This is a genomic window from Pseudomonas sp. TH39(2020) (genome assembly GCF_016650715.1).
In the GTDB taxonomy this organism is placed as follows: Bacteria; Pseudomonadota; Gammaproteobacteria; order Pseudomonadales; family Pseudomonadaceae; genus Aquipseudomonas; species Aquipseudomonas mandelii_C.
This window is the reverse complement of record NZ_JAEKFF010000006.1, coordinates 1,020,779-1,047,096: the sequence shown is the minus strand read 5'-3', so window position 1 is coordinate 1,047,096 and position 26,318 is coordinate 1,020,779. Positions and strand designations below refer to the sequence as shown.

Genomic DNA, 26,318 nt, shown 5'->3' with positions numbered 1-26,318 from the left:
CATGACTCAGACTTCCATCACTCGTAGCTGGGTTGCCTCCGCCAACGGCCATGCTGATTTCCCTCTGCAGAACCTGCCGCTGGGCGTGTTCAGCGTGAAGGGTTCGGCACCGCGCAGTGGCGTTGCCATTGGCGAACATATCTTTGACCTGGAAGCTGCACTGGACTCCGGGCTGTTCGATGGCGTCGCAAAAACTGCAGTCGAAGCCACCCGTGGCGGTCAGCTGAACGCGTTCTTCGAACTGGGTCGTGACGCTCGCGTTGCCCTGCGCGAACGCCTGCTGGAACTGTTCAAAGAAGGCAGCACCCTGCACGGCAAGATCGAAGCCCAGGGCGCAAAACTGCTGCCACTGGCGGCGAATTGCGAGATGCATCTGCCAGCGAAAATCAACGACTACACCGACTTCTACGTCGGCATTGAGCACGCGCAAAATGTCGGCAAACTGTTCCGTCCCGACAACCCGTTGCTGCCGAACTACAAGTACGTGCCGATCGGTTATCACGGTCGCGCTTCGACCATTCGCCCGTCCGGCACTGATGTGCGTCGTCCGAAGGGTCAGACCCTGCCGGCCGGTCAGACTGAGCCGACTTTTGGCCCGTGCGCACGTCTGGACTATGAGCTGGAGCTGGGCATCTGGATCGGTCAGGGTAACGAGATGGGCGACTCGATCGCCATCGGTGACGCCGCCGATCACATCGCCGGTTTCTGCCTGCTCAACGACTGGTCGGCGCGAGACATTCAGGCTTGGGAATACCAGCCGCTGGGGCCGTTCCTGTCGAAGAGTTTCATCACCAGCATCTCGCCTTGGGTGGTGACTGCCGAAGCGCTGGAACCGTTCCGTCGCGCTCAGCCGGCACGTCCGGAAGGCGATCCGCAGCCGCTGCCGTACCTGTTCGACAAACGCGATCAAGCGGCGGGTGCCTTCGACATCGAACTGGAAGTGCTGCTGCTCACCGAAGGCCTGCGCGAGCAAAAACTGCCGGCCCATCGCCTGACTCTCAGCAATACCCAACACATGTACTGGACCGTGGCGCAAATGGTCGCGCACCACAGCGTCAACGGCTGCCAGTTGCAGGCCGGTGACCTGTTCGGTTCGGGCACGTTGTCGGGGCCTGAGAACGGTCAGTTCGGCAGCCTGCTGGAAATCACCGAGGGCGGTAAAAAGCCGATCGAACTGGCGTCTGGCGAGGTGCGTAAATTCCTCGAGGACGGCGACGAAATCATCCTGCGGGCTCGTTGCAGCCGCGAGGGTTTTGCCTCCATCGGTTTCGGCGAATGCCGCGGCAAAGTGCTGCCGGCGCGCTAAGAGGGTCGGGTCATGGAACTCTATACCTACTACCGTTCGACTTCGTCCTATCGGGTGCGCATTGCGTTGGCGCTCAAGGGGCTGGATTACCAGGCGCTGCCGATCAATCTGATCGCGCCGCCAGGTGGCGAGCATCGACAGCCGCCGTATCTCGGCATCAACCCGCAAGGCCGGGTGCCGGCCTTGCGCACCGACGAAGGTGAACTGCTGATCCAGTCGCCGGCGATCATCGAATACCTGGAGGAGCGTTATCCACAGGTGCCGCTGCTCTCCAAAGACCTCGCCGCTCGCGCCCATGAGCGTGGCGTGGCGGCAGTGATTGGTTGCGATGTGCATCCACTGCACAACGTCAGCGTACTCAACAAGCTGCGGCAGTTGGGGCACGATGAACCGCAAGTGGTGGAGTGGATCGGGCACTGGATCAGCCAAGGATTGGCGACGGTGGAGCAGTTGATCGGCGATGAGGGTTATTGCTTTGGTCCGACGCCTGGGCTGGCGGATGTTTACCTGATTCCGCAGCTGTACGCGGCCGAGCGCTTCAGCATTTCACTTGAGGCGTATCCGCGGATTCGTCGAGTGGCGGCGTTGGCGGCGACGCATCCGGCATTCATCAAGGCGCATCCGGCGAACCAGCCAGACACTCCTTAACACTTCACACCAGCCAATGTGGGAGCGAGCCTGCTCGCGAAGAGGGCGTGTCAGTCGACATTAATGCAGCTGACACACCGCGTTCGCGAGCAGGCTCGCTCCCACAAGGGATCAGTGGACGATTGAGTTTGGCGGCAGGTGCCCTAGCCGTTCAGTCAGGCGAATCCGCTGAATCGGGTCGTCACTAAGCAGCAGGGCATGCTCCAGGTCAAAGCGCTCGGCGTTCGGGCAATCCAGCCGTTGATAGAGGCTGGCCCGGGCCAGGTAGTCGGAGGCACTGGCGTTGCCCAGCTCCAGTACTCGTTCGGCGTCGATCAGAGCGCCGATGTAGTCATCGTTAGAAAGGTGTAACTGACGCAGGTTGCGCGACAGCCGCTGCAGCATTTGCACCGGTTCGGCGGTGAGCAAATGCTCGGCGCCAAGCTGCATGTTCGGGCCGTACTGGCGTTGCAGCAGTTCCCGGCAATCGTTGGGGTACAAACGACGCCCGCCGCATGGGTCGAGCAGGTGATCGGCGCCCGGTACCCGCAGCAGGAAATGCCCGGGGAAGTTGACCCCGACCATGGGGATTTCCAGGCCTTTGGCCAGTTCCAGGGCAATCAATCCCAGACTCAGCGGCTGCCCGCGTCTGCGTTCCAGTACTTTATTGACCAGCGCGACTTGCGGACGCAATGGCGTGGAGTCGTCCTGAGCGAATCCCATGTCATTCATACGCCGTAACAACGGTTGGGCCAACTCGCTGACCGGCAACATCGGCAAGCCATAACTGACCCGTTGTTGCAGGTCCTTGAAATCGTTCAGCACCGTTTCGGGATTGACCGCACTGTCGTGTTCGGCGGCAATCCACAGCGCCGCCTCGAACAGCGCGGGCGGTGAACGTTGCAGACAGTCGAAAAAACGTTGGCGGGGGGTCATCAAAATCTCCGGGCAATGCCTCGTTTTAGCCCCGTCTCCGCCATTCGTCCAGTGCGGAACATGGGCGGTTGCAGGTTATGTCCGAAAGTCTGCATGGCGGCGTCGCTTATTCCGGTGCGCTTCTGCAATTTTCGAGCGCAAGCCTATACTGGCGACTACAAGAAGTGATTCGGGAGCCCTACGATGTTCGCTCTCATGCAAAGCACTCGCCTTGAATCCCTGCATCTGAGCGTTGACTCGGTCACCGGGTTGAAGGCGGTCATTGCCATTCATAACAGCCGTCTGGGGCCTGCCCTCGGCGGGTGTCGTTACCTTGCCTATCCGAGCGACGAGTCCGCCGTCGAGGATGCGGTGCGCCTCGCCCAAGGCATGAGTTACAAGGCGGCGCTGGCCGGCCTGGCTCAGGGCGGCGGCGTGGCGGTGATTGTTCGACCGGTTCATGTGGAAAACCGTGCCGCGCTATTCGAAGCCTTCGGGCGTTGCATCAATCAGCTCGACGGCCGCTACATCACCGCCATCGACAGTGGCACCTCGGTGGCGGACATGGATTGCATCGCCCAACAGACCCAGCACGTCACCAGCACCACCTCGGCGGGCGATCCTGCACCGCACGCGGCGATGGGCGTGTTCACCGGTATTCGTGCCACCGCCATGGCCCGGCTGGGCAGCGATAACCTCGAAGGCCTGCGAGTGGCGATTCAAGGGCTCGGCAACGTTGGCTATGCCCTAGCCGAACAACTGCACGCCGCCGGAGCCGAACTGCTGGTCAGTGACATCGATCACGGCAAAGTGCAATTGGCGATGGAGCAACTCGGCGCTCACCCGATCGCCAACGACGCGCTGCTCAGCACCCCTTGCGACATTCTCGCGCCCTGCGGCCTCGGTGGTGTGCTCAACAGCCACAGCGTGACGCAATTGCGCTGCGCGGCGGTGGCCGGCTCGGCGAACAACCAACTGACCCATCTGGAAGTCGCCGATCAACTGGAGCGGCGGGGCATTCTGTATGCGCCGGACTATGTGATCAATTCCGGCGGGCTGATCTACGTTTCGCTTAAACACCGCGGCGAAGAGCTCGCGACCATCACCGCACACCTGTCGAAAATCAGCTCACGGCTGACCGAAGTCTTCGCCCATGCCCAGGCAGAAAAACGCTCACCTGCACGGGTGGCGGACGAGTTGGCGGAGAAAGTGCTGTATCGATGAGGTTGAACCGATGAAGGAGTGAGGGCCTATCCGGCAGACTTGCTCCCAAGGCCTGGCGCCACAAGCGTCAGGCTTGACTGATGCACGCTGACGCGGCGTGCCAGGAGCCCCTGTGATGCCTCACAAGGTTGAGCTGCCTTACACCCGATTTTTATCCCCTGACGGCCAATTGCTCGGCGAACTTCCTGCCTGGGCCGACGATTTCAATTTGCTGACGCGCCTTTATCGGCAGATGGTCCTGACCCGCCTTTTCGATCAGAAAGCCGTCGCCCTGCAACGCACCGGGCGCATTGGCACTTATGCGCCGACATTGGGCCAGGAAGCCATTGGCGTCGCCGTCGGCAGCGTGATGCACGCCGAAGACGTGCTGATTCCGTATTACCGTGACACCGCCGTGCAGTTGATGCGCGGGGTGCGCATGGAAGAAATCCTCCTGTACTGGGGCGGCGACGAGCGCGGCAGCGACTTTGCCGAACCGGCGGCGGCCCAGGACTTTCCGATCTGTGTGCCGATTGCCACCCAGGCCTTGCATGCCTGCGGCGTTGCCAGTGCATTCAAAATCCGTGGCGAACATCGGGTCGCCGTCACCACCTGCGGCGACGGCGCCACCAGCAAGGGCGATTTCCTCGAAGCCCTCAACGTCGCCGGTGCCTGGCAGTTGCCGGTGGTGTTCGTGGTCAATAACAACCAATGGGCGATCTCGGTGCCACGACGGATTCAGTGCGGCGCCCCGACCCTGGCACAGAAAGCGATCGGTGCCGGGTTCCACGGTGAGCAGGTCGACGGCAATGACATGCTCGCGGTTTACGACCGAGTACACGTGGCCCTCGAAAGGGCGCGTCACGGTAAAGGCCCGGTGTTGCTGGAATGCCTGAGCTACCGCCTCGGCGACCACACCACCGCTGACGATGCCACACGCTACCGGCCGGCGGACGAGGTCAAGCAGGCCTGGCTCGAAGAGCCGGTCAAACGCCTGCAACGTTTCATGGTCGACCAGGGTGTGTGGGACGAAAGCCGCGAACAGGCGCTGATCAGCGAATGCCAGGGCTTGGTGCAGCGCGCTGTGGATAACTTCGAAGCGGCGGGTATTCAGGCACCCGAATCGATCATGGATCACGTCTACGCCCAATGGCCGGCGCCCCTCGCCGGGCAGCGTGAAGAGTTGCTCGAAAGAGCGGCACGCCGCGCTGGAGATTCGAGCCATGAGTAACGGCAAAGTCACGTTGCTGGAAGCGGTGAATCTCGCGCTGCATCGGGCGATGAGTGAAGACGAGAACGTCATCGTCCTCGGTGAGGATGTCGGAGTGAACGGCGGCGTGTTTCGAGCCACCCAAGGGCTGCGTGACAGCTTTGGCTTCAAGCGAGTCATCGACTCGCCGCTGGCCGAAACCATGCTCGGCGGACTGGTGGTCGGCATGGCCGCTCAGGGCTTGAAACCGGTGGTGGAAATCCAGTTCATGGGTTTCATCTACGCGGCCATGGAACACCTGGTGTCCCACGCCAGCCGCATGCGTAATCGCACGCGCGGGCGGATCACCTGCCCGATGGTGATGCGCACGCCGATGGGCGCAGGGATTCGCGCGCCGGAACATCACAGCGAAAGCACTGAAGCATTGTTCGCGCACATTCCAGGTCTGCGGGTGGTGATTCCGTCATCGCCGGCCCGGGCTTATGGCTTGTTGCTGGCGGCCATCGATGACCCGGACCCGGTGGTGTTTCTCGAACCGACCCGACTCTATCGCATGAACCCGCAAACGCTGGTGGATGACGGTAAACGCCTGCCGCTGGACAGCTGTTTCACCCTGCGCGAAGGCAGCGACATTACGTTGATCAGTTGGGGTGCCAGTGTGATGGAAACCCTGCAAGCCGCCACCGCATTGGCCGAGCGGGGCGTCTCGGCGGAAGTGATTGATGTCGCAAGTATCAAGCCGCTGGACCTCGACACGATGGAAGCCTCGGTGCGCAAGACCGGTCGTTGCGTGATCGTTCATGAAGCGCCGCGCTCTTGCGGCGTCGGTGCGGAAATCGCCGCGAGCCTCTATGAGCGGGTGTTGCTGGAATTGCAGGCGCCGATTCAGCGAGTCACGGCGCCGGACATTCCGCCGCCGCTGTATCGACTGGAGTCGCTCTATATGCCCAACGTCGAAGACATTCTTCACGCCTGTGACACGGTATTGAATTTCGCCTGAACCCACGGAGGCCTTGATGAAATATTTCAAACTGCCAGATCTGGGCGAAGGTTTGCAGGAAGCGGAAATCGTCCGCTGGCACGTCAACGTTGGCGATACCGTCAAGGCCGATCAACTGTTGGTGTCGGTGGAAACTGCCAAAGCCTTGGTGGATATTCCCGCGCCATACGACGGCGTGGTGGCAAAACTCTACGGCGGTGAGGGCGACATTATTCACGTCGGTGAACCCTTGCTCGGCTACGAAGGCGAAGCCGATGCGGGCACCGTAGTGGGACGACTCGAAGGTGGCGGCAGCAGTCAGGAGGACTCGTTTTTCATCGGGGCGGCCCCCTCGACCCGAGAGCACCTGGCGACTCGCGCCACGCCGGCCGTGCGGCAACTGGCCCGGCAACTCGGCGTGGAGTTGAGCGGGTTGACGGGCTCCGGCCACGAGGGGCTGATCACCCGTACGGATGTGGAAAACGCGGCTCAAACTGAACTGGATCGCTTCGGCGGTGAACGGTTGCGCGGTGTGCGGCGCAGCATGGCGTTGAACATGGCGCGGTCCCATGCGGAGGTGGTGCCGGTGACGATTTTCGGTGACGCCGACCTGCATCGCTGGGGGCAGGCACGCGAACCGCTGATTCGTCTCGCCAAAGCGATGGCGGCCGCGTGCGCCGTGGAGCCGGTGCTCAATAGTGCCTTCGATGGCAAAAGCCTGTCGCTCAAACAACACGAACGGCTCGATCTGGGCATCGCCGTGGACACCCCGGACGGCTTGTTCGTGCCAGTGCTGCGCGATGTCGGTCATCGCAGCCCGGCTGACTTGAAGGAAGGCGTCATGCGATTAAGGGCCGACGTGCAGGCGCGATCGATTCCTCCGAAGGAAATGATGGGGGCGACTCTGACGTTGTCGAATTTCGGCACCTTGTTCGGGCGCTACGCCAACCCGGTGGTGGTGCCGCCGCAAGTGGCAATCCTCGCCGCTGGCGCGATTCGCGACGAACCGGTGGCGGTCGATGGCGCGGTGGTGGTGCATCCGGTCCTGCCACTGTCCCTGACTTTCGATCATCGCGTGGTGACGGGCGGGGAGGCGGCACGCTTCTTCAAGGCCCTGGTCGAGGCGCTGGAGCAACCCGAAGCTTAGGTTTATCGCAGACATGAAAAAGGCCCTGAGTCATTTGACTCAGGGCCTATTCAATTCGGGCGTTGCTTACTTGGCAGCCTTGGGCGCTTTAGCTGGCTTGGTCGGCTCAGCGACTTCAACAGGTGCAGGTGCCTCAACGGGGGCAGCTTTTTCAACGACTTCAGCAGGCGCGTTCAGCAATTCGGACAACGCGTCCGGCTGGCTCTTGAACGCCTTGGCGAACACATCGCGATTCTTCGCCATGTAGATCCCGGCTTCTTCCACTTGCTGTTCGGTCAGGGACGGAACGGCTTTTTGCAACACTTCAGCCAGCAATTCGGCCAGTTCGAGCATTTTGTCATGACGGTCAGCTTCGGCTTTATCCATGAACAAGCGCTCCAGATCTCGGCTGCTGCGGTATACCACTTCGACGGCCATTCACCACCTCACATGCCTTCACATTAAGTTGTCTTATTCGACCACTGTATTTATATACAGCGAAAAGGATAAGCGAATCCCTGCGCTTTGGGTAGTGGCTTTTTAATGTAGACCGAATTTGGCGTTTGTCAGGTGGACCTAGTTGCTCCCTTCGCGAGCAGGCTCGCTCCCACAGGGTATGGTTTGCTCCTTGTGGGAGCGAGCCTGCTCGCGAAGGCGCCAGTCCAGACACCACAAAAGTGTCCAGTAGCAGCCCATCGCCATCTCACCCAGCAGCCTCTGGCCTTTTTTCTGCATGCAGAACAACCGTCACGTCAAACCCGCATCATCCGCTCGAACCGAGCTAAGGAAGAATCATCGTGAAAATCAACTGGGCCGAGAACCTGCGGCAGAACGTGCATCAACTGGCCGAGTCCCTGGGCAACCTGTTCGTCGAGACCTTCCACTACCTGGCGCTGTTCGCCATCGGTGCGGTCACCGCGTGGGCGGCGGTGATGGAGTTTTTGCAGATGATCGAGGCGGGGCACATCAAGATCGATGACATCTTGCTGCTGTTCATCTACCTGGAACTGGGGGCGATGGTCGGGATTTACTTCAAGACCAACCACATGCCGGTGCGTTTCCTGATCTACGTGGCAATCACTGCGCTGACGCGATTGCTGATCTCCAACGTCTCGCACCACAACCCGCCAGATATCGGCATCATCTACCTGTGCGGCGGGATTCTGCTGCTGGCGTTCTCGATTCTGGTGGTGCGTTACGCTTCGTCGCAATTTCCTTCGGTGAAGATCGAACACCCACAACGCAAGATCGGTGCGGGTTCCGGTGAGCATCCCGAAGTCGAGAAGGGCGAGCTTTAAAACCGCATGGCTGGCCGGCTGTGGCCCTTGACGCGTGGCGGCGGCAGGCTGTGATTGTCGCCGTCGGTCATGGCTTCGAGGATGGCCACGGCGCTGTGGCCCTGTTCGATGGCGATGCCGAATTGAATGCTTTGCACCAGACGTTTGAGGCGCTGGGGGTCATTGCGTTGTTCGGCGCTGATCATCCGTTTGGCGACCACGTGACCGCTGTTGGACAGGGTCAGCATGATGCTGCCATCCAGACCCTGAATGCTCAGGTTGATCTGATAATCCGGTGCAAAAGCATCGGTAATGAGCTGAAAAGGGTTGTCCATTTTGCGTTACCGCCTGATTGAACGTGCAGTTGTTGACCCACCGTGATCGGGATTAGTTCGCAACACCAGACCACCGGCATTCCATGTTCATTACTTTTTTCCCTATCGCGTAGGAGTCATAGCAAGGGGCATGCCGGAAAAATTGTCGAACAATAGACACGGCAAAAAAGAGGCGGGCCCAGTGGCCCGCCTTCTTTTTGCCTACCCGTTTCAGGGCATGAATGAGTAGATGATCGCAGACAGTGCAATCAAACCGATCACCACCACGAACACGTTCGAGGCCTGACCCGAGTACTGGCGCAAGGCTGGCACTCGACGGATGGCGTACATCGTCATCAGGAACAACAGGCACGCGATGATGGGCCCGCCGAGGGTTTCGATCATGCCGAGGATGCTCGGGTTGAACGTCGCCACGGCCCAGCAGCTGAGGATCATGAACAGCGCGGTCACGCGGTTCAGCCAGCTCGCTGACATCACCCGGCCACGACCGCGCAGGCTTTTCACGATCAGGCCCTGAAAGCCTTCGCTGGCGCCGATGTAATGGCCGAGGAAGGACTTGGTGATTGCCACCAGCGCAATCAGCGGCGCAGCGTAAGCGATGACCGGTGTCTGGAAGTGGTTGGCCAGGTACGACAGGATCGAGATGTTCTGAGCCTTGGCAGCCGCCAAATCCGCCGGTGATAAGGCCAGTACGCAGCTGAAGCAGAAGAACATCACCGTCACCACCATCATCGCGTGGGCGATGGCGAGGATGCCGCTGCTTTTGCGTTCGGCCTGTTCGCCGTAACGCTGTTTCTGATCGACGGAGAAGGCAGAGATGATCGGCGAATGGTTGAACGAAAACACCATCACCGGGATCGCCAGCCACAACGTCTTGAAGAACAGGGGCATCGGCATGCCTTCACTGGCGGTGGCGAAGAATGCGCCGTTCCAGTTCGGGATCAGGCTCAGACCGAGCAGCAGCAACGCCGCAACGAACGGGTAAACCAGCACGCTCATGCATTTGACGATGACACCCTGGCCGCAACGGACGATTGCCATCAGACCGAGGATCAGCACCAGCGACAGAATCGCCCGTGGTGGCGGGGCGATGTGCAACTGATGCTCCATGAAGCTGCTCAAGGTGTTGGTCAGCGCCACGCTGTACACCAGCAGAATCGGGAAGATCGCGAAGAAATACAGCAGCGTGATCAGCTTGCCGGCACCGATGCCGAAGTGTTCTTCCACCACTTCGGTGATGTCCCCGGAGCGCCCGGACAACACGAAGCGGGTCAGGCCGCGGTGGGCGAAGTAGGTCATCGGAAACGCCAGCACTGCCAGGATCAGCAGCGGCCAGAAGCCACCCACGCCGGCGTTGATCGGCAGGAATAACGTGCCGGCGCCGATGGCGGTGCCGTAAAGACCGAGCATCCAGGTGGTGTCGTGTTTGCTCCAGCCCTTGGTGGCTGTTGCTGTGTCGCGTTTGAGTTCTACAGCTGGGTTATCGGCAGCAGGTGTACGTACATCGGTCATCGTTTGGCCTCGTTATTGTTCTTGCTCGGGCTCACGTGCGGACGGTCAGGGAGTGCTCCTCAGCACTCCACCCAGCTAACAGCCAGGCCGCCCCGTGAAGTCTCTTTGTATTTGTCATGCATGTCGGCGCCGGTATCGCGCATGGTGCGGATCACCCGGTCCAGGGAAATGAAGTGTTTACCGTCGCCGCGCAGGGCCATTTGCGTAGCGTTGATCGCCTTCACGGCGGCGATGGCGTTGCGCTCGATGCACGGCACTTGCACCAGGCCGCCGACCGGGTCGCAGGTCAGGCCGAGGTTGTGTTCCAGGCCGATTTCGGCGGCGTTTTCCAATTGCTCGGGCGTGGCGCCGAGCACGTCCGCCAACCCGGCGGCGGCCATGGCGCAGGCGGAGCCAACTTCGCCCTGGCATCCAACTTCGGCGCCGGAGATAGACGCGTTTTTCTTGCAGAGAATGCCTACAGCCGCAGCGCCCAAAAAGAACGCCACCACGTCATCGTCCGACGCGTCCGGGTTGAATTTCATGTAGTAGTGCAGCACCGCCGGAATGATCCCCGCCGCGCCGTTGGTCGGCGCCGTGACCATGCGCCCGCCCGCTGCGTTTTCCTCGTTCACGGCGAGGGCAAACAGGTTCACCCACTCCATGGCCGATAGCGTGGAAGTGATGACATTCGGCTTGCCGATTTCCAACAGGCTGCGGTGCAGTTTCGCAGCGCGACGGGGAACATTCAGACCGCCGGGCAGGATGCCTTCATGGCGCAGCCCTTGCTCGACGCATTCGCGCATCACCGACCAAATGTGCAGTAGGCCCTGACGGATTTCGGCTTCGCTGCGCCAGGCCAATTCATTGGCCATCATCAATTCGGAAACGCGCAGACCGTGCAGGTTGCAGAGCTTGAGTAGTTCGGCGGCGCTGGAAAAATCGTACGGCAGCACCACGTCGCTGGTGGGCGCGATGCCGGACTCGGCTTCGGCCGCTTCGATGATGAAACCGCCACCGATCGAGTAGTACGTTTGCTCCCACAACTCACCGGTTTCGCCGAAGGCTGTCAGGGACATGGCGTTGGGGTGGTAGGGCAGGCTCTCGTCGAGCAGCAGGAGGTCACGTTGCCAGTTGAAGGCGATGGTGGTTTTGCCCGCCAGAGACAGTTCGCCGGTTTCGCGCAGGGTCTGGATTCGACTGTCGATGGACGTGGGATCGATGCTGTCCGGCCACTCGCCCATCAGGCCCATGACGCAGGCGCGGTCGGTGGCGTGACCGACGCCGGTCGCCGACAGCGAGCCATAAAGCCGGATTTCTACGCGCCGTACGTCGGCCAGTAATTGTTGGTCAATCAGGGCTTGGGCGAAGGTCGCGGCGGCGCGCATCGGGCCGACGGTATGGGAACTGGACGGACCGATGCCGACTTTGAAGAGATCGAAAACACTGATAGCCATGCTAAAGCCTATACAAGCAATGGAAGAGAAATCGCTGCCATTTTTGTAGGACAAGCGCAATGTCGGCGATACTGCCTACCTCGGTCCTACGTGACCAACGAAACTTCCTAAGACAGCCTTTAGCAGGACTAAACAATGAGTCGCCAATTGCACGCCCAGACTTACGTCTGGCTGCACGTGTTTTCCTGTGCCGCGCGGCACTTGTCGTTCACTCGATGCGCCGAAGAACTGCACATCACGCCGGGTGCGGTCAGTCAGCAAATCCGACAACTGGAAGAACGGCTGGGGTTTCGACTTTTCCACCGTCGCGCTCGCGGTGTGGAACTGAGCGCCGAAGGCCAGCGACTGGCCATCACGGTCAACGAGGCTTACGGCAGCATCGATGCGGAATTGCGACGACTGGACGCCGGAATGATCAGCGGGATTTTGCGGCTGCGCTCGATTCCATCATTCCTGAGCAAGTGGTTGACCCCAAGATTGCCGCGGTTGCAGCAGCGCTTTCCGGACATTCAATTACGCCTGGTGGCCGAGGACAGCAGCGTGCCATTACACGAAGGCGACTTCGATTTGGCCATCGACCTGAATGACGGCAGCTATCCCGGTTTGTTATCCACAACCTTGCTCGACGAGCAGATTTTTCCCGTCTGTGCCCCAAGCCTGCTGCGCGGCCGGCCGCCGCTGCATGGGCCGGCGGACCTGCTGCATTTTCCGTTGTTGCACGACATCACCGCCTGGCGGGGCAGTTACGAGTACGCGGAATGGGAGTTCTACCTCAATGCCATCGGCTTCGAGGGTGCGGACGTGCGGCGCGGGCATACCTTCAATCGCAATCACCTGACCATCGAAGCGGCGATTGCCGGGATGGGTGTGGCGATTGCGCGGCGAACGTTGCTCAATGACGAGTTGGAGCGGGGGACGTTGATCGTGCCGTTTGGCCTGGCAGTACCCAATCACAAGCGTTACGTGCTGCTCTATGCGCCTGGGGCGCTGAGCCATCCAGGCGTGCGGGCGGTGCATGACTGGCTGGTGGAGGAGGCGGGGATATTTCGAAGCCTGCATCCGCTGGCGGAGCGGCAGATGTGAGCAATTGTGACAAAAGAGTCAGGCGACCCAACTCCCGACATTAACAGCGCTTTTGCTCCTTGTCCGGCTTTTTTTGCGTATGAAAAATTATCTTTTTTTAGGGGTTGAATTGTTCTGCGAGCAGACCGATTGTGTAAGTAAGAGGTCACGGTGATGACGCCCAAGGGCCAGCCGATGTGCCTCTCGCGAGCTAGCTGAAATAAGGGATGAACTATGCAAATCCAAGTCAACAGTGATAACCATATTCAAGGCAGCATCCGACTGGAGGAGTGGGTACGTACTACCATTGAGAGCACGCTCGAACGTTATGAAGAGGACCTGACACGCGTCGAGGTTCATCTGCGGGACGAGAACGGCGACAAGCCCGGTCCCCATGACATGCGCTGTCAGCTGGAAGCGCGGCCAAAAGGCCACCAACCGATTTCTGTAACCCATAAAGCCGACTCCCTGGAACTGGCGATCGACGGGGCGGCCGAAAAACTCGAACATGCGCTTGAGCACCTGTTCGGCAAACTGCGGGGCAAACCACGTGCCGCTGTGGTGCCGTTCGAAAGGGGCGCTCATGCTGATGTGCTGCTGGAAGAAGAGTTTCTCGAGAACGAACAGGCTGCACAAAACGGTTGAAGCCTGATTTAATTTTTACCTTTCCACCACTGAAAACGGGCCTGCTTATGCAGGCCCGTTCTTGTTTGTGCTGACTGACCGCTGACTGCTGTAACAACGATCCCGTCGGATCTGTTTTGCGCATGAGAATATTTATCATTATTATTGCGACCTTGTTGACCCCGTGACGTTCACGAGGCCTCACCCGTTTCAAGGTCGAAACATGAAAGGCAAAATCACCTCGCTCCCCGACTCCTACCGACTGGCCGTCACTTCCCGAGTGCTGGCCGCTGTGCTGGGGGGTTATCTCGTCGCGGCATTGGCCAGTGTCAGCCTGACGATGTGGCTGCCCATGGCTCGCGGCGAAGCGGTGGTCACCGGGATGATGACCTCGTTTCTGGCGTATCTGGTCGCCGTACTCTGGTGCTTTGCCTGTCGCAGTGCGTGGCAAGCCTGGTTCGGATTGATTGTGCCGAGTGTGGTTTTGGCAGCGGTGTCGGGGCTGGCCTACTGGATGGGCCACTCATGAAAGAGGGCTTTCGACAGGCCATGGCCTGGCTGCACACCTGGGCCGGGTTGATCTTCGGCTGGCTACTGTTCGCGATTTTCCTGACCGGCACGCTCGCCTATTTCAAGGATGAGATCAGCCACTGGATGCAGCCGGAAATTCCCGCCCGTTCGCTGTCCTCCGAAGCCAGTCTGACCCTGGCCCAGCACTACCTTGAGCAGCAAGCCGCGGGTGCCTCGCGATGGCTCATCGATTTACCGGATGCTCGCGAACCCGGGCTGTCGGTGAGGTGGCAGCAAGCACCGGCCAAGCCCGGCACGCGCGGTCAATTCACCGAAAAACGCCTCGATCCGCAAACCGGCGTAGAAGTGCAGGGCCGGGACACACGCGGTGGCGAGTTCTTTTACCGCTTCCACTTTCAGCTGCAGATGCCCTATCCGTGGGGTCGCTGGCTGTCGACGATCGCCGCGATGGTGATGTTCGTCGCGCTGATCAGCGGGATCATCACCCACAAGAAAATCTTCAAGGACTTCTTCACCTTCCGCCCGCGCAAGGGCCAGCGCTCCTGGCTCGACGGGCACAACGCGGTGGGCGTTCTGGTGTTGCCGTTTCATCTGATGATCACTTACAGCAGCCTGGTGATTTTCATGGCGATGGTGATGCCGGCGAGCATCCTTGCCTCGTACAAAGGTGATGTCGAGGCGTTTTACGATGAGGTGTTTCCGGCGTCCAATACGCCCGAGATGGCAGGCAAACCGGGCCAGTTGATTCCGTTGGCACCGCTGCTGGAACGGGCCCGCGAGCAGTGGTCGGGCGGGCGAACCGGGTGGCTGACGGTGAACAATCCGGGTGATGCGAATGCCTCGGTCATTCTTGCGCGTGACGGCGCCGACCGAGTGGTCCACGACTTTGGCAGCGCGGTGACATTCAGCGGCGTGACCGGGCAGCTACTCAGTACGACTCCGAAGCAAGCGCTGCCGATGGCGATTGCCGGGAGTTTCTACGGCTTGCACATGGGCCATTTCGCCGGTCCGGTGTTGCGCTGGCTGTACTTCATTTGTGGTTTGGCGGGCACTGCGATGATCGGTACCGGGCTGGTGATCTGGCTCGGCAAGCGTCAGCTCAAACATGTGAAGAGCGGTGTGATGCCATTTGAGTTGCGACTGGTGGAAGTCCTGAACATCGCCAGCATGTCGGGATTGATGGTCGCGGTGGCGGCGATCTTTTGGGCCAATCGATTGTTGCCGGTCGGAATGCCCGGGCGGGCGGATTGGGAAGTGAACGGCTTCTTCATCGTCTGGGGCTTGAGTGTGTTGCACGCCATGGTCCGCCGTGGTCGCTCAGCGTGGGTCGAACAGTTGACGCTGGCGGCGCTGTTGTTCTGTGCGGTGCCGCTGCTGAACGCGCTGACCACGCCTTATCACTTGGGCGTCACCCTGATTCAGGGCGATTGGGCCATGGTCGGTTTCGATCTGACGTGCCTGGGCAGTGGTCTGTTTTTCGCGTGGGCTGCGTGGAAAATGCAGCGCGCAGGGCAGCCTGGAATCGTCACCCGACCACGGGCGAAATCGATAATGCTTGAGCAAGAGGCGCACTGAATGTTCCTGGCCTTGTTGCTGTGCTACGGCGGTTTCACCGCGCTGTGTTTATCCATGGATCGGCATCACGCCGAACTGCTGGGGCGCAAGCCCTCGGCCCGTCGCCGCCAAGGGATGAAACTCAGTGGCTGGCTCTTGCTGGCGTTATCACTGTGGGCTGCGGTGTTGTCGACGGGTTGGGGGCTTGGGTTGGTGGAGTGGTTTGCCGTATTGATGCTCAGCGCTCTGGTGCTGGTGCTATTGATGCCGTATCGCCCGCGTCTGGCGCTGGTGTTGGCGGGTTTGAGTCTGCTCGCCAGCCCCGTTGCCGCGTTTGCGCGGTGCTGAACGGATGATCACCAGCCCCCCGGAATCCCATGACGATGAGCATCGCGGTGCGCGTGCGCATTTCCTGCAGGTGTTCCTTTCCCAGCGTTCGCAAATGGAAGCGCTGGTGAGCCGTCGTGTGGGTTGTCGGGCGACCGCCGCGGATCTGGTGCAGGATTTGTTCCTGCGTTTCTGGCGTCGGCCGCTGGTGCAGGTTGAAGAGCTCAGCACTTACCTGTTGCGCTGCGCCGGCAACATCGCCATCGACCATTTGCGCAGCGAAGGCACGCGGGTGCGGGTCAACGAGGGCTGGATGCCGGCTCAACCCGACAGCCACGGCAGCGAACCGCAAGCGGCGTTGGAGGCCGGCAACGACTTGCGTCACGTCGAAGCGGCGTTGCGCGCGCTGCCTGAGCGCACGCGGCAGATCTTTTTGCTCAACCGTATTCACGGGCGCAAATACGCCGAGATCGCCAAGGCCATGGGCTTGTCCCAAAGCGCCGTGGAAAAACATATGATGCGCGCCCTCGAGGCTTGCAAGGCCAGCCTGCGGGAACCCGAACCGCGCACGCCAGGGAAAGCACTGTGAACAACACCGAACGTGTCACCCCGACGCCGGCTCAGGAACAAGCAGCCTTCGCCTGGCTGAGTTTGTTGCATGATCAGCCCAGCAGCGGCGATCAGGCCACTTTCAGCCATTGGCTACAGGCCGACCCTGCCCATGCCGAGGCTTACGCCCAGGCGCAAGTGGTGTGGGAATTGACCGAAACACCGGCCCGAACATTGGCCGATGAAGACGCGTTTGCCTTGCAGGGTTACCTCAACACCATGAATCGCTCGCGCCGTACCAGCGTTCGGCGTTGGTCCGGTGCGTTGGCGATGGCGGCGTGCATGGTGCTGATGATCGGCTTCGGTGCTGGCTGGCAACCGTCGCGCTGGGTCGATGATCTGGGCGCGGACTATGTGTCGGCACCGGGGGAAATTCGCACCGTCACGCTGGCGGATCAGTCGCAAGTCACCTTGGACGCCGACAGTGCAATTGCGGTGGATTTCAGTCGTGGCGAGCGGCACGTTCAGCTGCGGCGCGGCGCCGGATTTTTCAGCGTGACCCACACCGGCGATCCGTTTGTGGTGGACGCTGAAAAAGGCCAGGCGCGGGTGCTGGGGACTCAGTTCGAAGTGCGCCTGCAACCGCACGGCGCGCAGGTCACGGTGTTGTCCGGGCGGGTTGGTGTGACGGCGGACAAAAACGCCGCGCAGCAAATCCTCATCGCTGGCCAGCAAGTGGCCTATGGCGAGGGTTCGGCGGAAAAACTCCATGCGGTCGACAGCGAAGCGCAATTGGCATGGCGTCAGGGATGGCTTAATTACTACAAGGTGACTCTCGCCGACGTGGTGCAAGACCTGGGGCGTTATTACCCGGGACGGATTGTGCTGCTCAACGATGAACTGGCGGCGCGGCGAGTCAGTGGCAGCTTTCCGAGCAAGGATCCGCAAGCGGTGTTGAGTTCGTTGCAGGGCGTTTTGGGGTTTGAGCAGACCAAAGTGATGGGGCATCTGATTATTTTGCGCTGAGGCTGCTGGCCTCTTCGCGAGCAGGCTCGCTCCCACATTTGAAATGCATTCCCTGTGGGAGCGAGCCTGCTCGCGAAGGCGTCAGATCAAACACTGCATCGCCCGAATGAAAATATTTTCAAATTTCTGGTGAGGTAAACCCCGACGCCATTCGTGTAGTGACTGAAACTGCGAGTCATTCGCATTACGTAGGTTCTACACAGGTCATGAGCAATGAAGTCCAGGGCAAAATCGGGTTCGGTCAAACAATGGTTGGGTACGTGTGCCTTGAGCTTTTCGGCATTGGCATTGCTGCCGTTGAGTATGGCGGTGGCGGCTGAGGCCGGCAGTGCCCGACAGAATGCGCCGTTCAGCTTCGCAATGGCCGCCAAACCGCTGCCCCAGGCCTTGAGCGACTTCAGCCGGATTACCGGCATCAGCGTGGTCTACACCGATGAGGCGCCGTACGGCCTCAATGCTCCAGCGCTCAGCGGGCAGATGAGTGCCGAGCAGGCGATGCAGCGTTTGCTCAGCGGTTCGGGGTTCACCTTCCGTCGAACCGATGGCCACACATGGGTGCTGGAGCCGTTGCCTACCGAGGGTGCCTTGAACCTGGGCGCGACCACCATCACCTCGGTGGCCGATCAATCCATGAGCTATCAGCCACCGCCCACCAGTTCGGTGATGCGCTCATCGGCCTTGCTTCAGGAAATCCCCCAGACCGTCAACGTGATCCCGGCGCAGGTTATTCGCGATCAGGCGCCGCGCAATCTGGATGACGCGCTGGCCAACGTCAGCGGCATTACTCAAGGCAACACACTGGCGAGCACTCAGGACTCGGTGATGACTCGCGGCTTCGGCGACAACCGCAACGGCTCGATCATGCGCGACGGCATGCCGATCGTGCAGGGCCGTGGCATGAATGCGACCGTGGACCGGGTCGAAGTGCTCAAGGGCCCGGCCTCGCTTCTTTATGGCATTCAAGACCCGGGCGGCGTGGTCAACATGGTCAGCAAGAAACCCGAGCTTGAGCAGTACAACGCGTTGACCCTGCGTGGCTCGACCTATGGCGACGGTAAAAACGGCAGCGGTGGCGGCCTCGACAGCACCGGCGCGTTGGGTGATTCCGGGTTGGCCTATCGCATGGTCCTGGACCACGAAGACGAAGATTACTGGCGCAACTTCGGCACTCACCGCGAGACACTGATCGCACCGTCACTGGCCTGGTTCGGCGACAGCACCCAGCTGCTGTTCTCCTACGAACACCGCGAGTTCCTGACCCCGTTCGACCGCGGCACGATCATCGACCCGCGTGACAACCATCCGCTGGACATCTCCCGCGAGCGTCGCCTCGACGAGCCCTTCAACAACATGGAAGGCCGCTCGGACCTGTATCACTTCGAGGCCGATCACGAGCTCAACGACAACTGGAAAGCCCACTTCGGCTACAGCTGGAATCGCGAAACCTACGACGCCAGCCAGGTGCGCATCACCGCCATCGACACCCAGAAAGGCACCCTGACCCGCAGCATGGACGGCACTCAGAACGCCATCAGCACTGACCGTTTCACCACCGCCAGCCTCGAAGGCAATGTCCAGCTCGCGGGGATGAAACATGACCTGGTGTTCGGCGTCGATGACGAGTACCGCAAGATCTACCGCGAAGACCTGATCCGTCAGAAAAGCCTGAGCACCTTCAGCTACGTCAACCCGGTCTACGGCCGCGAAGTCGCCGGCACCACGGTCAGCCCGGCCGACAGCGCGCAGACCGATGAACTGCGCAGCGATTCGTTGTTTTTGCAGGACTCGATTCACCTGACCGATCAATGGATTTTCGTCGCTGGCGCGCGCTTCCAGGAATACGACCAGTACGCTGGCAAAGGTGTACCGTTCCAGGCCAACACCGACAGCAACGGCCAGAAATGGGTGCCTCGCGCCGGTCTGGTGTATCGCTACACCGATGAACTGTCGTTCTACGGCAGCTACACCGAGTCGTTCAAACCCAACTCGACCATCGCACCGTTGAGCGGCAGTAGCACCGTGCTGGACGGCAGCATCGCGCCGGAAGAAGCCAAGTCCTGGGAAATCGGCGCCAAGCTCGACATGCCGGGCCGCGTCACCGGTAACGTCGCGCTGTTCGACATCAAGAAACGCAACGTGCTGGTGGCCAATTCCGAAGGTCCGGTGACGATCTACAGCGCCGCCGGTGAAGTGCGTTCCCGTGGTCTGGAAGTGGACCTGAGCGGGCAGCTGACTGATCGCTGGAGCATGATCGGCAGCTATGCCTACACCGATGCCGAAGTCACGGAAGACCCGATCTACAAAGGCAAGAAACTGCAAAACGTAGCGAAGAATAGTGGTTCGCTGTCGGCGGTTTATGACTTTGGCACCATCGTTGGCGGCGATCAGCTGCGGGTTGGCGCGGGTGCGCGGTATGTCGGTGAGCGAGCGGGTAACGCCGTGAACGATTTCGACCTGCCGAGCTACACCGTGGCTGATGCATTCGCCACTTACGACACCAAAGTCGAAGGGCAGAAGGTCAAGTTCCAGCTCAACGTGAAGAACCTGTTTGACCGCACCTACTACACCTCGGCGGCGAGTCGGTTCTTTGTGTCGATGGGGGATTCGCGGCAGGTGTCGCTCTCAAGCACGCTGGAGTTCTGATCGCAAACCGCGTCATCGTTCATCGCGAGCAGGCTCGCTCCCACAGGGGGAACGCGTTCCAAATGTGGGAGTGAGCCTGCTCGCGATGGCGTCTTGCCAGACACTGAAGACTTCAGGATTACCGCAAAAACGCCTGGCGATACTCCCCAGGCGTTCCACCCAATGCCTGACGAAACCGATGGGTGAAGTGACTCGCACTGGCAAACCCACACGCCAATGCAATTTCCCCCAACGGCTGCGACGTCGAACGCAACAACTCCCGCGCCCGGCTCAGTCGCCGCGACAACACATACTGATGCGGCGGCAAGCCAAAACTCTCGCGAAACATCCGTGCAAAGTGGTATTCGGATAGCGCACACAACGCAGCCAACTGCCCCAGGCTGATGGCCTCGGCCAATTGGTTGTCGATGAACTCCACCAGCTGCCGCCGCTGATGCGCTGCCAATCCGCCTTTCAGCCGCAAGCCCTCACGCATTCCAACCTGGCCGAGCAGTACGTGGCTGAGCATTTCATGAGCCAGGCTGCTGGTGAGCACGCGTTCGCCGGGCTCGTCCCAGTTGAGTGTGAGCATTTGCCGAAAGCGCCGGGCTTGCGCCGGGTCGTCCAGAAAGGTGGCTTCGCGCAACTGCAGCTCGCGAGGTTCGCGGTCCAGCAACGTGACGCAGCCGAGGGCAAATTGTTCGGGGCTGAAATACACGTGGGCCAGGCGTATGTCGCCGTTGATCACCCAACCCGATTGATGTTCGGCCGGCAGGATGCACAGCTTGTCGGGGCCGCCCTTGGTGCCGGGCTGGTCGCGGCGAAAGGTCCCGGTGCCGCCGGCGATGTAACAGGACAGGGTGTGATGACTTGGCGCTTCGTAATCCTGGGCGTCGTGATGGTTGCTCCACAAGGCTGCAGCCATGCCGTCACCGAGCTCGGCGCTGTGCTCCAGGCGAGCATTGGGCGAGCGGTTGAGGGCTTGAAAGACTTGCAGGGTTTCCAGTGCAGGCATGATGGCTTCTCTCCGACGCCTTGCATCCTACTCCGTAGCCGTTCGGCTGCCAGCCTGTGGCCCGACAAAAGCGCAAGTTTATGCAAGTGCGAAAGGCCTTGGCGCAGGACACTGAAGGCCTATTCAGGAGTCTTTGCCATGAACCTTTCGTTGTATCTGCTGACCGTGCTGATCTGGGGCACCACCTGGATTGCCTTGAAATGGCAATTGGGCGTGGTGGCGATTCCGGTGTCGATCGTCTATCGCTTCGGCCTCGCGGCGTTGGTGCTGTTCGTGATGCTGCTGCTGAGTCGCCGCCTGCAAGTGATGAACCGTCGCGGGCATCTGATCTGTCTGGCGCAGGGGTTGTGCCTGTTCTGCATCAATTTCATGTGTTTTCTGACTGCCAGCCAGTGGATACCCAGTGGTCTGGTCGCGGTGGTGTTTTCTACCGCCACGTTGTGGAACGCACTCAATGCACGCGTGTTCTTCGGCCAGAGAGTCGCTCGCAATGTGCTGATGGGCGGTGCGCTGGGGCTGCTTGGGCTTGGCCTGTTGTTCTGGCCTGAGGTGGCGGGCCACACCGCGAGCCCGCAAACCTTGCTCGGGTTGGGCCTGGCATTGCTCGGCACCCTGTGCTTCTCGGCCGGTAACATGCTGTCGAGCCTGCAACAGAAAGCCGGGCTCAAACCGCTGACCACCAACGCCTGGGGCATGGCTTATGGCGCGGCGATGTTGTCGGTGTGGTGCCTGGTCAAAGGCATTCCGTTCGACATGGAATGGAACACGCGCTACATCGGCTCGCTGCTGTACCTGGTGATTCCGGGGTCGGTGATCGGTTTCACGGCCTACCTGACGTTGGTCGGGCGGATGGGGCCGGAACGCGCAGCCTATTGCACCGTACTGTTCCCCGTCGTGGCGCTGAACGTGTCGGCGTTTGCCGAAGGCTATCAATGGACCGCGCCCGCCTTGGTGGGTTTGGTACTGGTGATGCTGGGCAATGTGCTGGTGTTTCGTAAGCCCAGGGCGCCGATGGTGCAAGGGAACGGCAAACTGGCGTGAAGGTTTGGTTAATCGAGCGCTGAAACTTCAGCGTTCGATTTTGAGAGCGATGTAAATCAGCAATGGAAACATGAAGTCCACGATGTGTCGAGCCCAATCCTTGGCGTTCCAGGTTGCAGATTCATCCATGTTGAACCATTCGGTGCCGATCACTTGCAGGCAGATGTAATAGACAAAAAGGCCAATCAATAATCCGACGATCGCAAACTTCTTCGCCTCGTGAAAAACGTCTGCAGGTGTATTGATGTTTCGATAAAGATGGTAAGTGCCCAGCAAGCAAAAAGCCGTGTAAACAACTTCCAGAGTGATGATGAACCAATAAATGCGGTGGTGGAGCATCGGCGAAGTGATTGCTCTGTAACTCAGGTTCAGGTTTTCTCGGGTGGTGTCCATGCTGAGAATGTGGCCGACGTATTCGTAATTGGACGGGTAGTCGGTAAAGTTGCTGAATATTACCATCAAGCCAAAGAAGCTTATATATCCCATTAGCGTTACTTTGCTGTATCTAATCAGTTTGTCGGTTGTAAGGTGGTTCAATGTAGGTGCCCTCCATAACTAAGGTCCGTAAGTTGGACTCAGTAATGGGGAGTCTATAGTGAGTATCTTTTTTTTAGCCGTTAACTGAATTGCAAGGTGTGTATATCACGGGCAGGCGGTTAAAACGCCTGCCCGTTTTAGTTAGTGCTTCCAGACTTGTGGGTTCACCAGATCTTGCGGTCGCTCACCGAGTAAAGCGCTGCGCAAGTTAGCCAAGGCACGGTTGGCCATGGCTTCGCGGGTTTCATGAGTCGCCGAGCCGATGTGCGGCAATGTCACCGCGTTTTTCAGTTGGAACAGGGGTGACTCGGCCAGCGGTTCTTTCTCGTAAACGTCCAGCCCGGCACCGCGAATCCGGTTGTTTTGCAGGGCTTCGATCAAGGCGGGTTCGTCCACCACCGGGCCTCGGGCGATGTTCACCAGAATCGCGCTTGGTTTCATCAGTGCCAGTTCACGATGGCTGATCAAGTGTTTGGTTTTCTCGCTGAGCGGTACGACCAGGCAGACGAAATCGGCTTCGGCCAGCAGTTGATCCAGTGTGCGGAATTGGGCGCCGAGCTCTTGCTCCAGTTCGGTCTTGCGGCTGTTGCCGCTGTAGATAATCGGCATGTTGAAGCCTAGCCGGCCGCGACGGGCGATGGCCGCTCCGATGTTGCCCATGCCGACGATGCCCAGGGTTTTGCCGTGTACATCGCAGCCGAATAAGGGTGCGCCGACGGTGGCTTGCCATTGGCCGGCCTTGGTCCAGGCGTCCAGTTCGGCGACGCGGCGCGCGCTGCTCATGAGCAGGGCGAAGGCCAGGTCGGCGGTGCTTTCGGTGAGGACGTCGGGGGTGTTGGTGAGCATGATCCCGCGTTCGTTGAAGTAGGCGACATCGTAGTTGTCGTAGCCGACCGAGACGCTGGAGACGACTTCCAGTTTGGCGGCGTTTTCCAGCTGTGCGCGACCGAGTTTGCGACCGACGCCGATGAGGCCGTGGGCGTGGGGGAGGGCTTCGTTGAATTGGGCGTTGATGTCGCCGTTTTTCGGGTTTGGCACGATGACGTCGAAGTCTTGCTTGAGGCGTTCGATCATTTCGGGGGTGATGCGGCTGAAGGCGAGGACGGTCTTTTTCATGGGGTCAGGGCTCGTCGGGCTTGGAGAATGCCAAGCACGCTAACATTCTTCTTTGGATTTGGGCGAGGCCGTTGGGCTCTTTTGTCCTTGGCGGCCTTTGGGCCGACCATGTTCCTGTTGTTGGTGTACATATCCGTTTCTGCGGTAACGGCCACTTAGGGTTTCGCCCTTACGGCGACTCACTTTTTTTACAAGCGCCTAAAAAAAGTAAGCAAAAAAAGGCTCGCCCCAAGCGTCCGGCCCCTCGCTTAGGCTCGGCGTTCCTTCGTTCCGGCATTCATCTGGGGGCATCGCCTCCGGTTGGCTTCGCTTCAACCTCCTCTCGATGTGTTCGACTTCGTCGAACGGCGCTGCGCGCCTGCCCCCCAGATGAACACCTCCACTCAGCCTCCCGAAGGGGCGGGTGAATCAAGATCAAAAGCCGCAGGCGAGCTAACGCTCGGCCTGTTGAGTGGTGAGGTGCGAAAGGCGTGCGCCGATTCCCTGTGGGAGCGAGCCTGCTCGCGATGGCGGCCTGACAGCCGACCAGGATTCCGCTGATATGCACAGTTTCATTGTGGGAGCGAGCCTGCTCGCGAATGCGGTGTGTCATTCAGCATGAATATCGACTGAAGCACCGCTTTCGCGAGCAAGTCGAATCGTCGCACCGCCGCTCCCACAAGGGGTTAGCAGTGTGGCGCAGGTTTTGGCACGTTGATGTTATCCAGCACCCGGTTCGCGGTGATCTCCGCCACCATGATGCTGTTTGAAATGCCCAGCAGGGCATAGCGCGACCCACCCTCTAGATGATCCACCAACTGATGGACCATCACATCGACCGAGGCCAGGGTCTCGACCAAAAAAACCACCAAGGTTTCGGTAGTCGCCTGTGGGTCCACGGAAAACAGGGTGCTGGGCGTGCGCGGGGTGGCTTTGATGTCGGCAATCGAGGGGAAGTGGAAGTCGAGGGCGCGTTCGGCGGCGTCGTTGAGTTTTTTGGAATCGAGGGATTCGTAGGGGGAAACGTCGTCGGTTTCCGGGGGATTCGGTGTTTCTTTGATCATGCGGAAGTTACTCATTGGCAGATGTAGAGGAACTGCCATCTTCCGTTTTCCAGACGAAAGGGTGGCAGCTGCGCGCGGACTGGAAAAACCGGAACACCCACCAAATACCGGCAGACCCGAAGGTCTCCCGCGCACAGCCGCCATAACAAGGAATTGCGTGCAGAAAAAAGCGCCGCAGTATGCCATGAGGTGTGGTGAGTGTTTGCCAGGTTTTCCAGACCTGATCGCTGATTTTGCAGCGACCCACAAAGCCTACCCATTTCCCTTCCGACCCAACAACCGACAGAACCCGTCGGAAACGTTCCCCAAAATCACCCCGTCTGTAGGACCGTGAAATCAGTTCGCCACCCGAACCCCACCCATGCTCCCACTCAATTCATAAGCCACCAATTCCGCCTGATGTGCCGCCAATATCTCCGGCAAGGACCCGCGCAAATACTCGACCCACGTTTTAATCTTCGCATCCAGATACTGTCGCGACGGGTAGATCGCATACAGATTCAATTCCTGCGACCGGTAGTTCGGCATCACCCGCACCAGCGTACCGTTGCGCAACCCTTCAATCGCTGCATACACCGGCAAAACCCCAACCCCCATGCCGCTGGTGATCGCAGTCTTCATCGCATCGGCGGAGTTCACCAGAAACGGTGAGCTATTGATCGTCACCATTTCCTGGCCTTCCGGGCCGTCGAAGGTCCATTTCTCCAGCGGAATCACCGGGCTTACCAAACGCAGGCACGCGTGGTTCAGCAAATCGCTGGGCTTCTGCGCGCAGCCATTGGCTTTCACGTAGGCCGGCGAGGCGCAAACGATGCTGTAGGTGATGCCCAAACGCTGGGAGACGAAGCCCGAGTCCGGCAGCTCGCTGGCGAGCACGATGGACACGTCGTAGCCTTCGTCCAGCAAGTCCGGCACGCGGTTGGCCATGGTCAGGTCGAAGGTGACGTCGGGGTGGGTTTTGCGATAGCGGGCGATGGCGTCGATCACGAAGTGCTGACCGATGCCGGTCATGGTGTGCACCTTGAGCTGCCCGGCCGGGCGGGCGTGGGCGTCGCTGGCCTCGGCTTCGGCTTCTTCGACGTAGGCCAGGATCTGTTCGCAGCGCAATAGATAGCGCTTGCCGGCTTCGGTCAGGGCGATACGGCGGGTAGTGCGGTTGAGCAGGCGGGTTTGCAGGTGGGCTTCCAGGTTGGAGACCGCGCGCGAAACGTTGGCCGTCGTGGTGTCGAGTTGCACGGCGGCGGCAGTGAAGCTGCCGGCCTCGGCCACGTAACTGAAGGCGCGCATGTTTTGCAAAGTGTCCATGGGGTGCTCTCGGAGGCGATGGCAAATTGTGACACGAAGT

The 26,318-nt window shown here is 60.0% G+C and carries 25 protein-coding genes and 1 pseudogene; 16 read left to right on the top strand and 10 right to left on the bottom strand.

Annotated features, from left to right (window positions below; translation table 11 throughout):
• Position 1: 1 nt before the first annotated feature.
• Together fahA and maiA are read left to right on the top strand one after the other, a co-directional pair.
• Positions 2 to 1,306, top strand: coding sequence for a fumarylacetoacetase (gene fahA, locus JFU47_RS12780; RefSeq protein WP_201183355.1), 1,305 nt, complete (start codon positions 2 to 4; stop codon positions 1,304 to 1,306).
• A 12-nt stretch (positions 1,307 to 1,318) separates the two neighbouring features.
• On the top strand, positions 1,319 to 1,954 hold the full coding sequence (maiA, locus tag JFU47_RS12775; RefSeq protein WP_123365321.1) for a maleylacetoacetate isomerase: 636 nt from the start codon (positions 1,319 to 1,321) through the stop codon (positions 1,952 to 1,954).
• Positions 1,955 to 2,065: 111 nt separating this feature from the next.
• On the opposite strand, the gene JFU47_RS12770 is transcribed toward maiA, so the two are convergent.
• On the bottom strand, positions 2,066 to 2,869 hold the full coding sequence (locus JFU47_RS12770; RefSeq protein ID WP_201183353.1) for a SirB1 family protein: 804 nt from the start codon (positions 2,867 to 2,869) through the stop codon (positions 2,066 to 2,068).
• Positions 2,870 to 3,052: 183 nt separating this feature from the next.
• On the opposite strand from JFU47_RS12770, the gene JFU47_RS12765 reads away from it, so the two are divergent.
• From JFU47_RS12765 to JFU47_RS12750, 4 genes are all read left to right on the top strand, one after another.
• Positions 3,053 to 4,072: a Glu/Leu/Phe/Val dehydrogenase family protein gene (locus tag JFU47_RS12765; protein WP_123365323.1), complete on the top strand. Its 1,020-nt coding sequence runs from the start codon at positions 3,053 to 3,055 to the stop codon at positions 4,070 to 4,072.
• A 115-nt stretch (positions 4,073 to 4,187) separates the two neighbouring features.
• Positions 4,188 to 5,282, top strand: a complete 1,095-nt coding sequence (gene pdhA / locus JFU47_RS12760) for a pyruvate dehydrogenase (acetyl-transferring) E1 component subunit alpha (RefSeq protein ID WP_207202907.1) — start codon at positions 4,188 to 4,190, stop codon at positions 5,280 to 5,282.
• The gene (locus JFU47_RS12755) at positions 5,275 to 6,261 is read left to right on the top strand and encodes an alpha-ketoacid dehydrogenase subunit beta (RefSeq protein WP_123365325.1); all 987 of its coding nucleotides are present in this window, start codon (positions 5,275 to 5,277) and stop codon (positions 6,259 to 6,261) included. Before pdhA ends, JFU47_RS12755 begins: the two co-directional genes overlap by 8 nt.
• A gap of 16 nt (positions 6,262 to 6,277) precedes the next feature.
• Complete coding sequence (locus tag JFU47_RS12750) at positions 6,278 to 7,387, top strand: dihydrolipoamide acetyltransferase family protein (protein ID WP_201183349.1); 1,110 nt, start codon at positions 6,278 to 6,280, stop codon at positions 7,385 to 7,387.
• 162 nt (positions 7,388 to 7,549) lie between these two features.
• Here JFU47_RS12750 and JFU47_RS12745 read toward each other — a convergent pair.
• A pseudogene (locus JFU47_RS12745) lies at positions 7,550 to 7,804 on the bottom strand (YebG family protein); the annotation flags it as partial.
• Between the two features lie 359 nt (positions 7,805 to 8,163).
• On the opposite strand from JFU47_RS12745, the gene JFU47_RS12740 reads away from it, so the two are divergent.
• Positions 8,164 to 8,664: a phosphate-starvation-inducible protein PsiE gene (locus JFU47_RS12740; protein WP_008150634.1), complete on the top strand. Its 501-nt coding sequence runs from the start codon at positions 8,164 to 8,166 to the stop codon at positions 8,662 to 8,664.
• Here JFU47_RS12740 and JFU47_RS12735 read toward each other — a convergent pair.
• The 3 genes from JFU47_RS12735 to JFU47_RS12725 form a co-directional block, all read right to left on the bottom strand.
• Complete coding sequence (locus JFU47_RS12735; protein ID WP_123365327.1) at positions 8,661 to 8,978, bottom strand: DUF3509 domain-containing protein; 318 nt, start codon at positions 8,976 to 8,978, stop codon at positions 8,661 to 8,663. The two genes, JFU47_RS12740 and JFU47_RS12735, sit on opposite strands and share 4 nt — an antisense overlap.
• Before the next feature lie 210 nt (positions 8,979 to 9,188).
• Positions 9,189 to 10,490, bottom strand: coding sequence for a serine/threonine transporter (locus tag JFU47_RS12730; protein ID WP_201183347.1), 1,302 nt, complete (start codon positions 10,488 to 10,490; stop codon positions 9,189 to 9,191).
• Between the two features lie 59 nt (positions 10,491 to 10,549).
• A complete protein-coding gene (locus JFU47_RS12725) occupies positions 10,550 to 11,926 on the bottom strand; it encodes an L-serine ammonia-lyase (protein WP_140684256.1) in 1,377 nt (458 codons plus the stop codon).
• A gap of 135 nt (positions 11,927 to 12,061) precedes the next feature.
• Here JFU47_RS12725 and JFU47_RS12720 point away from each other — a divergent pair, with 135 nt between their 5' ends.
• The 8 genes from JFU47_RS12720 to JFU47_RS12685 all read left to right on the top strand — a co-directional run bounded on the left by JFU47_RS12720 (position 12,062) and on the right by JFU47_RS12685 (position 20,242).
• Positions 12,062 to 13,009: a LysR substrate-binding domain-containing protein gene (locus JFU47_RS12720; RefSeq protein ID WP_123365330.1), complete on the top strand. Its 948-nt coding sequence runs from the start codon at positions 12,062 to 12,064 to the stop codon at positions 13,007 to 13,009.
• A gap of 213 nt (positions 13,010 to 13,222) precedes the next feature.
• Positions 13,223 to 13,633: an HPF/RaiA family ribosome-associated protein gene (locus tag JFU47_RS12715; RefSeq protein WP_123365331.1), complete on the top strand. Its 411-nt coding sequence runs from the start codon at positions 13,223 to 13,225 to the stop codon at positions 13,631 to 13,633.
• Between the two features lie 202 nt (positions 13,634 to 13,835).
• Positions 13,836 to 14,141, top strand: coding sequence for a DUF3649 domain-containing protein (locus JFU47_RS12710; protein WP_201183345.1), 306 nt, complete (start codon positions 13,836 to 13,838; stop codon positions 14,139 to 14,141).
• Positions 14,138 to 15,718 carry a PepSY-associated TM helix domain-containing protein gene (locus tag JFU47_RS12705; protein WP_201183343.1) on the top strand — a complete coding sequence of 527 codons (1,581 nt, stop codon included), beginning with the start codon at positions 14,138 to 14,140 and terminating at the stop codon, positions 15,716 to 15,718. The genes JFU47_RS12710 and JFU47_RS12705 overlap by 4 nt, the downstream gene beginning before the upstream one ends.
• Positions 15,719 to 16,045, top strand: coding sequence for a DUF3325 domain-containing protein (locus JFU47_RS12700; protein ID WP_201183341.1), 327 nt, complete (start codon positions 15,719 to 15,721; stop codon positions 16,043 to 16,045).
• Between the two features lie 4 nt (positions 16,046 to 16,049).
• Entirely contained in the window at positions 16,050 to 16,613 is a 564-nt protein-coding gene (locus JFU47_RS12695) for an RNA polymerase sigma factor (RefSeq protein ID WP_201183339.1), read from the top strand.
• Positions 16,610 to 17,599 carry a FecR domain-containing protein gene (locus JFU47_RS12690; RefSeq protein WP_201183337.1) on the top strand — a complete coding sequence of 330 codons (990 nt, stop codon included), beginning with the start codon at positions 16,610 to 16,612 and terminating at the stop codon, positions 17,597 to 17,599. The genes JFU47_RS12695 and JFU47_RS12690 overlap by 4 nt, the downstream gene beginning before the upstream one ends.
• A gap of 213 nt (positions 17,600 to 17,812) precedes the next feature.
• The gene (locus JFU47_RS12685) at positions 17,813 to 20,242 is read left to right on the top strand and encodes a TonB-dependent siderophore receptor (RefSeq protein ID WP_201183335.1); all 2,430 of its coding nucleotides are present in this window, start codon (positions 17,813 to 17,815) and stop codon (positions 20,240 to 20,242) included.
• A 118-nt stretch (positions 20,243 to 20,360) separates the two neighbouring features.
• On the opposite strand, the gene JFU47_RS12680 is transcribed toward JFU47_RS12685, so the two are convergent.
• Positions 20,361 to 21,236 carry an AraC family transcriptional regulator gene (locus tag JFU47_RS12680; protein ID WP_201183333.1) on the bottom strand — a complete coding sequence of 292 codons (876 nt, stop codon included), beginning with the start codon at positions 21,234 to 21,236 and terminating at the stop codon, positions 20,361 to 20,363.
• A 138-nt stretch (positions 21,237 to 21,374) separates the two neighbouring features.
• On the opposite strand from JFU47_RS12680, the gene JFU47_RS12675 reads away from it, so the two are divergent.
• Complete coding sequence (locus JFU47_RS12675) at positions 21,375 to 22,277, top strand: DMT family transporter (protein WP_201183331.1); 903 nt, start codon at positions 21,375 to 21,377, stop codon at positions 22,275 to 22,277.
• A gap of 27 nt (positions 22,278 to 22,304) precedes the next feature.
• Here JFU47_RS12675 and JFU47_RS12670 read toward each other — a convergent pair whose 3' ends face one another.
• From JFU47_RS12670 to JFU47_RS12655, 4 genes are all read right to left on the bottom strand, one after another.
• Positions 22,305 to 22,814 carry a DUF2165 family protein gene (locus JFU47_RS12670; protein WP_201183329.1) on the bottom strand — a complete coding sequence of 170 codons (510 nt, stop codon included), beginning with the start codon at positions 22,812 to 22,814 and terminating at the stop codon, positions 22,305 to 22,307.
• A 141-nt stretch (positions 22,815 to 22,955) separates the two neighbouring features.
• Positions 22,956 to 23,930 (bottom strand): 2-hydroxyacid dehydrogenase, encoded by a 975-nt coding sequence (locus JFU47_RS12665; RefSeq protein WP_201183327.1) that lies wholly within the window; start codon positions 23,928 to 23,930, stop codon positions 22,956 to 22,958.
• A 665-nt stretch (positions 23,931 to 24,595) separates the two neighbouring features.
• Positions 24,596 to 24,973: a DUF6124 family protein gene (locus JFU47_RS12660; RefSeq protein ID WP_140684292.1), complete on the bottom strand. Its 378-nt coding sequence runs from the start codon at positions 24,971 to 24,973 to the stop codon at positions 24,596 to 24,598.
• Between the two features lie 336 nt (positions 24,974 to 25,309).
• Positions 25,310 to 26,278: a LysR family transcriptional regulator gene (locus JFU47_RS12655; RefSeq protein ID WP_008150590.1), complete on the bottom strand. Its 969-nt coding sequence runs from the start codon at positions 26,276 to 26,278 to the stop codon at positions 25,310 to 25,312.
• Between the last annotated feature and the right edge of the window lie 40 nt (positions 26,279 to 26,318).

Excerpts from the sequence above, each read along its gene's own strand:
- fahA (WP_201183355.1), top strand. The coding sequence starts at position 2 with ATGACTCAGACTTCCATCACTCGTAGCTGGGTTGCCTCCGCCAACGGC.
- maiA (WP_123365321.1), top strand. The coding sequence starts at position 1,319 with ATGGAACTCTATACCTACTACCGTTCGACTTCGTCCTATCGGGTGCGC.
- JFU47_RS12770 (WP_201183353.1), bottom strand. The coding sequence starts at position 2,869 with ATGACCCCCCGCCAACGTTTTTTCGACTGTCTGCAACGTTCACCGCCC.
- JFU47_RS12765 (WP_123365323.1), top strand. The coding sequence starts at position 3,053 with ATGTTCGCTCTCATGCAAAGCACTCGCCTTGAATCCCTGCATCTGAGC.
- pdhA (WP_207202907.1), top strand. The coding sequence starts at position 4,188 with ATGCCTCACAAGGTTGAGCTGCCTTACACCCGATTTTTATCCCCTGAC.
- JFU47_RS12755 (WP_123365325.1), top strand. The coding sequence starts at position 5,275 with ATGAGTAACGGCAAAGTCACGTTGCTGGAAGCGGTGAATCTCGCGCTG.
- JFU47_RS12750 (WP_201183349.1), top strand. The coding sequence starts at position 6,278 with ATGAAATATTTCAAACTGCCAGATCTGGGCGAAGGTTTGCAGGAAGCG.
- JFU47_RS12735 (WP_123365327.1), bottom strand. The coding sequence starts at position 8,978 with ATGGACAACCCTTTTCAGCTCATTACCGATGCTTTTGCACCGGATTAT.
- JFU47_RS12730 (WP_201183347.1), bottom strand. The coding sequence starts at position 10,490 with ATGACCGATGTACGTACACCTGCTGCCGATAACCCAGCTGTAGAACTC.
- JFU47_RS12725 (WP_140684256.1), bottom strand. The coding sequence starts at position 11,926 with ATGGCTATCAGTGTTTTCGATCTCTTCAAAGTCGGCATCGGTCCGTCC.
- JFU47_RS12720 (WP_123365330.1), top strand. The coding sequence starts at position 12,062 with ATGAGTCGCCAATTGCACGCCCAGACTTACGTCTGGCTGCACGTGTTT.
- JFU47_RS12715 (WP_123365331.1), top strand. The coding sequence starts at position 13,223 with ATGCAAATCCAAGTCAACAGTGATAACCATATTCAAGGCAGCATCCGA.
- JFU47_RS12710 (WP_201183345.1), top strand. The coding sequence starts at position 13,836 with ATGAAAGGCAAAATCACCTCGCTCCCCGACTCCTACCGACTGGCCGTC.
- JFU47_RS12705 (WP_201183343.1), top strand. The coding sequence starts at position 14,138 with ATGAAAGAGGGCTTTCGACAGGCCATGGCCTGGCTGCACACCTGGGCC.
- JFU47_RS12700 (WP_201183341.1), top strand. The coding sequence starts at position 15,719 with ATGTTCCTGGCCTTGTTGCTGTGCTACGGCGGTTTCACCGCGCTGTGT.
- JFU47_RS12695 (WP_201183339.1), top strand. The coding sequence starts at position 16,050 with ATGATCACCAGCCCCCCGGAATCCCATGACGATGAGCATCGCGGTGCG.
- JFU47_RS12685 (WP_201183335.1), top strand. The coding sequence starts at position 17,813 with ATGAAGTCCAGGGCAAAATCGGGTTCGGTCAAACAATGGTTGGGTACG.
- JFU47_RS12680 (WP_201183333.1), bottom strand. The coding sequence starts at position 21,236 with ATGCCTGCACTGGAAACCCTGCAAGTCTTTCAAGCCCTCAACCGCTCG.
- JFU47_RS12675 (WP_201183331.1), top strand. The coding sequence starts at position 21,375 with ATGAACCTTTCGTTGTATCTGCTGACCGTGCTGATCTGGGGCACCACC.
- JFU47_RS12665 (WP_201183327.1), bottom strand. The coding sequence starts at position 23,930 with ATGAAAAAGACCGTCCTCGCCTTCAGCCGCATCACCCCCGAAATGATC.
- JFU47_RS12660 (WP_140684292.1), bottom strand. The coding sequence starts at position 24,973 with ATGATCAAAGAAACACCGAATCCCCCGGAAACCGACGACGTTTCCCCC.
- JFU47_RS12655 (WP_008150590.1), bottom strand. The coding sequence starts at position 26,278 with ATGGACACTTTGCAAAACATGCGCGCCTTCAGTTACGTGGCCGAGGCC.